Below are 4841 nucleotides of genomic sequence, written 5' to 3'. Positions count from 1 at the left end.
GGCGAGGACCGCGGCCGCGGCCGCGGCCGCGGCTCGCGCCGCGGGTCCTGACCCGGGTGTGCTCGACACACCGTCGCAGACGACGGCGATCAGGGTGGAGCCGACCATGGCGATACCCATGGCGTCCTCGTTGGTGGTATGTCGGACTCCCCGGTCACAGACGCCGGCAATAAGGCCAAGGTCGATCTCTCGGTGATCTGCGTCACCTGTCTCCGGCGGCATCTCGACCCGCGGCGGCATGCCGCATGTTTCGCAGCGGTGGTCATCCGAGTACGCCGGGTTCGTGCACACCGGGCAAGGCCCCCGTTCTGGTCGGTTCCGTACCTCTTCGTCCCCGGCGTACGGATGATCAAATTCTGTGGTCATGTCACACGGCTTGTCGGTGAACCGCTGATCGGTGGGAATCGTGCCGGGGTCTGGTCGATCATTCCGATCAGGATCCCTTCGGCGGCGGACATCTTGGCGGCCCTGCATGGCTTAGCGCGTCCGGCAACAGAGGGCGCGGCGTCACGGGGTGGGGGATCGGCGTCGGCGATGCGGTGTCTGTGCGTGGTCGACATGCGGCTGGCTCGACACCGGCAGTGTAATCATGGCGGAATCGACGGCGCTCTTTGATCGTATGGATGATGTCGAAGGTGTGTTCGCCGTCACGGTTTGACCATAGTGCGGCTGTTGACGGCGATGAGGTGTTAAGCAGTATGAGCTGTTGTCAGCTTGCGGACAAGCCAACACGCGCCAGACTTTCTGATCATGCAGCTTCCCGTACGGCCGGTGGCCCAAGCGAGCTGGGAAACCGTATACCGTGTGACGATGTTCTCTGACGCGTCCGGGATACGCGCTGGTGGAGTTCGCTGATGGCTGGCCAGCAACGGCGTGGCGGCGGTGGGGTGGCGCGTGGCGGCCAGGGCGGTCGAGCGGCCAAGGCGGGGTCGCATCGCAAGGGCGCGTCGGCTGGTAGCGGTGGCCAGCGCAGGAAGAGCTTGGAGGGCCGTGGCGCCACTCCGCCAGCTGAGCTGCGGCCAGGCCACCCAGCTCAGCGCAGAGCCGCTGTGATCGCGGCGGCTGAGGCGCGACGCCCGGTGGGTTCGCGGGCCACCGACGGCACTGGGCGAGCCGGCAGCGTCTCCAACGCCCGGGTGGGTACGGACAGAGCCGGTGATGACAGGGCTCGGGACGAGGGCGGCCGGGCGGCGCGCGGTCCGCGTCCACTCGCTGGGACAGGCCAGGGCCGAGGTGGGAAAAAAGGCGGGAAAACCGGTGGTGAACGGGTGCCGCGGTCCGGCGGTCGTGCTGGCGGGCCCGTCCGCGGCGGACCGGATCGGGCTGGTTCGTCCCGCTCCGGCCGAGCGGAGCGCGATGGTCGCGGTGACCTCGACGAACTGGTAGTCGGCCGTAACGCGGTGGTGGAGGCGCTACGAGCCGGTGTTCCGGGGTCAACCCTGTTCGTTGCCGGTGGCACAGAGTATGACGAACGTCTTGACGAGGCCCGCCGGCTCGCGCCTCCTGCCGGTGTGGCTGTCGCGGATGTCGCCCGCGCCGAGCTGGACCGGATGTGCGGTTCCGCGCCGCATCAGGGGCTGGCACTGTCGGTGCCGCCGTTCCGGTATGCCCACCCCGATGACCTCCTGGCCCGTGCGCAGGCCGCGCCACCGGGATTGTTGGTGGCGTTGGACGGAGTGACCGATCCGCGTAATCTCGGTGCTGTGATCAGATCGGCGGCGGCGTTCGGCGCGCACGGCGTGGTCGTGCCCGAGCGACGGGCGGCCGGCGTGACCGCGGCGGCGTGGAAGACATCGGCGGGCGCCGCCGCCCGGTTGCCGGTGGCGCGGGCGACGAACCTGTCTCGGGCGTTGGCTGCCTGGGCGGATGCCGGCGTTTTTGTCGTTGGATTGGCCGCGGACGGCGAGGTTGCTCTCGACGAGCTGGAGATGGCCGGTGATCCGCTGGCGCTGGTCGTCGGCTCAGAGGGACGTGGCTTGTCACGGCTGGTCGGGGAGCGTTGCGATCTGACCGTGCGGATCCCGATGGTCGGTAACGTCGAGTCGCTCAACGCCGGGGTCGCCGCTGGCGTGATGTTGGCGGAGATCGCCCGCCGCCGCCGGGTGGACGGACAGCGATAGCCGGGCTCCGGCCGCTAACGGAGTTGTTCGGACCACCGCGGCGTGGCTGTGGCCACGGACCGTCCGGTTTCGTCGTCGAGAATGGCGACGGACCGTTCGAGGAGAGACCGGAACTCCTCCAGCTCTCCCGGGGAGAACACGTCGGTGAGGCGCTGCTCGACCGCGAGGGCCAGCGCGTCGGCCTGCCGCAGCAACGCTAGGCCGGTTGGTGTCAGCCGGCTCTGGAAAACCTTCGCATGGACATCCGACTGCTCACGGACAATCAGTCCCTTGGCTTCGAGGGTGAGCAGCAGGCTGGCCATCGACTGGGGCGTGACCATGCACCTTCGGGCGAGCTGGGCGCCGGAGAGACCGGGTGACTCGGCAAGGGTGAACAGCGCGGTGTACTGCGGGACGGAAAGCCCGACATCACGCAGTGCCCGGGTCTTCTCACGGATGAGTGCCTGCTCCGCCCTCTTGATCGAATGTCCGAGGCGGGCCACGGCGGAGGGAAGCGGCTCTTCCCACACCATTCTGAGCTCCCCTCCTTACCTTTGCCGCACTTCTCGTATGCCGCCTGGCGGGTACGGAAGGTTTTGTTCGATGACTCTGGGTGGTTAATTTCTCCCGCGTCGCGCGGAAACGTCTGGCCGCGTCACTCCTGGCTGGTTGGCAGCCTGTCGACTTTATTGCGACCGGGGGATTCCCGGCCGGCCCTGTCAGCGGCACCCGTTTCCGTGGTTGCTGCGTGGATGCGGTGATGTGTCATACCGGTTTCCCTTGGGGTCGGCAACAGGGGGCCCGGCGTCGCGGGGCTGGGACAGGCATGCCCCTCGCGTCATCGCTCCCTGTCCCTCGCTGCCCATCCATCGCCGCGGGATGCCCGGGTACTCCGGCTCGTCGGTCGTCCCCAACACCGCCGGTGGCTCCCTGTGCCGCCTCGCGATGCATGTACCCCATTCTCGCTCCTTGATCCATTCCCCTATTGTCGGGCACTCTTATATGGCGCGTCATTGGCGGCCGCGTCGGCCCGTGTTCGTGATGCTCCGCCAAGGCGCACGAGAACCTAATCTATAGCGAATATCGGTGTGGGTGGATTCACATGGCGTGGGCGGTCTCACAAGAAGTCCGTGGAGACGAGTAGTGGCTCTCTTCCGCCGGTTAGCATAGTTTTTTACGCTTCAGTGAGGAGGCGGCCACATGGGTATGAGTACACCCCGAGCGGGGTACGGACCGAGCTTCAACAAGTTCGCCGAGATGGTAGCCGATGACTTGCGCGGAAGAGTGGCACGCGGTGAGGTCCGACCTGGCGACCACCTTCCACCGGAGACCGAGCTGATGGATATTTATGGTGTCGCAAGGCCGACAATGCGCGAGGCGCTACGCATCCTTGAGTCAGAATCTCTGATCGTCCTTCGCCGTGGCTCCCACCTCGGGCCGCTCGTCCAGGAGCCGGACGGGCAGGTCCTGGCCCGGCAAGCCGGACTGCGGCTCCAGATGCGGGGAACGCCCGTCCGGGATCTGGCCGAGGCGCGGGCCGTCATGGATTCGGGCATTGTGGCGCTGGCCGCAAAACGCCGTACCCCGGCGGATCTGCGAGAAATGCGGGCATGTCTGGCGGCTGCCGACGCCGCGCGTAATGCGGCTGATTTCTCCCGGCGTGCCACGGATTTTCGGGTGCTGGTCGTCCGATCCTGTCACAATCAGACTCTGACGTTGCTGGCCGAGCTTGTCGCGTCGCTGCTCCGACATCAGTACGATGTTGTTCTCCGCAAGGTCCCGGAGCACGACGGACGCCGTTTCATCGAGCAGTCGCTGGCGCGTTACGCGCGGCTGACCGATCTGATCGAAAATTGTGACGTGGCAGGCGCGGTCGAGTTCTGGGACGCTCACGGAGCGATTGATGGAGAATTCGGGATGACCGGCCTGGGCACAGCCCCCATGCTGGTCTACTCCTGACCGGTGGCTCGGCCGCGGGGCTGCCGGCCGGGATGGCCGGTCCTGACGGGCCGGTCCTGACGGGCCGGTGCGGGATGCGGGCATCAGCTGGGATCGGATCCGTCCGTCCGCCTCGGGGCCGTCGGCTTCGGTCCCTCAGCCGCTCCCCCCAGCCGTCGATCCCGCTCAGCGAGATCGACGGCTGATGCCCTACGCTAGGGAGGTTCCTCGGCTGGCCGGCGTGGCGCAACTGGCAGCGCACTCGACTTGTAATCGAGCGGTTAGGGGTTCGAATCCCCTCGCCGGCTCCGCTCTGACCAGGGCGTAAGCCTGCCCTGAGGTCCTCGTGGGTTGCCGATCAGGCTCTGAGGGGAACAGAAAGGGAACAAAACGCCGGTGGCATGACGGGAGAACAAGATGATCATTGCGGTCGGTTGCTACTGTGGGTAGCTGTCGCCGGTGGGAGCGGCTGGTTGCCGGCTTCCTGTGACCGACGTGGAACCATCCGCACGGCGTTTTCCACTGCCATACGGGTGAGGTCGGGCAGTACGGAGGTGTAGGTGTCGGCGGTGATGGTGATCGAGGAGTGCCCGAGGAGCTCTTGGACGATTTTGAGGTCGGTGCCGCCGGCGAGGGCGAGGGTGGCGGCTCCGTGTCGGAGGTCGTGGAGCCGGATGGGTGGGAGCTGCGCCGCGAAGGCAAGTCGCTGGAAGCGGTAGCTCAGGAACGAGGGATGGATGTCGCTGCCGTCTTCACGGGTGAAGACGCGGACCGAGTCCGTCCATGCTGGGTCCCAGCCGTCGC

At 67.0% G+C, this 4841-nt stretch carries 4 protein-coding genes and 1 tRNA gene; 3 read left to right on the top strand and 2 right to left on the bottom strand.

Translation table 11 applies throughout. The annotated features are described in order from the left end of the window. Positions 1-854 precede the first annotated feature (854 nt). On the top strand, positions 855-2120 hold the full coding sequence (rlmB, locus tag MJ777_RS22240; protein WP_239348176.1) for a 23S rRNA (guanosine(2251)-2'-O)-methyltransferase RlmB: 1266 nt from the start codon (positions 855-857) through the stop codon (positions 2118-2120). A 14-nt stretch (positions 2121-2134) separates the two neighbouring features. On the opposite strand, the gene MJ777_RS22235 is transcribed toward rlmB, so the two are convergent. Continuing rightward, on the bottom strand, positions 2135-2632 hold the full coding sequence (locus MJ777_RS22235; RefSeq protein WP_239313571.1) for a MarR family winged helix-turn-helix transcriptional regulator: 498 nt from the start codon (positions 2630-2632) through the stop codon (positions 2135-2137). Positions 2633-3299: 667 nt separating this feature from the next. Between MJ777_RS22235 and MJ777_RS22230 the strand changes: the two genes are divergently transcribed. Further along, positions 3300-4058, top strand: coding sequence for a FadR/GntR family transcriptional regulator (locus MJ777_RS22230; protein WP_239377687.1), 759 nt, complete (start codon positions 3300-3302; stop codon positions 4056-4058). Positions 4059-4272: 214 nt separating this feature from the next. After that, positions 4273-4345, top strand: a tRNA-Thr gene (locus tag MJ777_RS22225). A gap of 113 nt (positions 4346-4458) precedes the next feature. Here the strand turns inward: MJ777_RS22225 and MJ777_RS22220 are convergent. Further along, a partial coding sequence (locus MJ777_RS22220; RefSeq protein ID WP_239377686.1) for a tyrosine-type recombinase/integrase occupies positions 4459-4841 on the bottom strand: 383 nt, incomplete at its 5' end.

Source organism: Protofrankia sp. Cj5, from assembly GCF_917627405.1.
Taxonomy (GTDB): Bacteria; Actinomycetota; Actinomycetes; order Frankiales; family Frankiaceae; genus Protofrankia.
Note: the sequence above shows the minus strand (reverse complement) of the source record. Positions and strands in the feature narration are given on the sequence as shown.

Excerpts from the sequence above, each read along its gene's own strand:
- MJ777_RS22235 (WP_239313571.1), bottom strand. The coding sequence starts at position 2,632 with ATGGTGTGGGAAGAGCCGCTTCCCTCCGCCGTGGCCCGCCTCGGACAT.
- MJ777_RS22230 (WP_239377687.1), top strand. The coding sequence starts at position 3,300 with ATGGGTATGAGTACACCCCGAGCGGGGTACGGACCGAGCTTCAACAAG.
- rlmB (WP_239348176.1), top strand. The coding sequence starts at position 855 with ATGGCTGGCCAGCAACGGCGTGGCGGCGGTGGGGTGGCGCGTGGCGGC.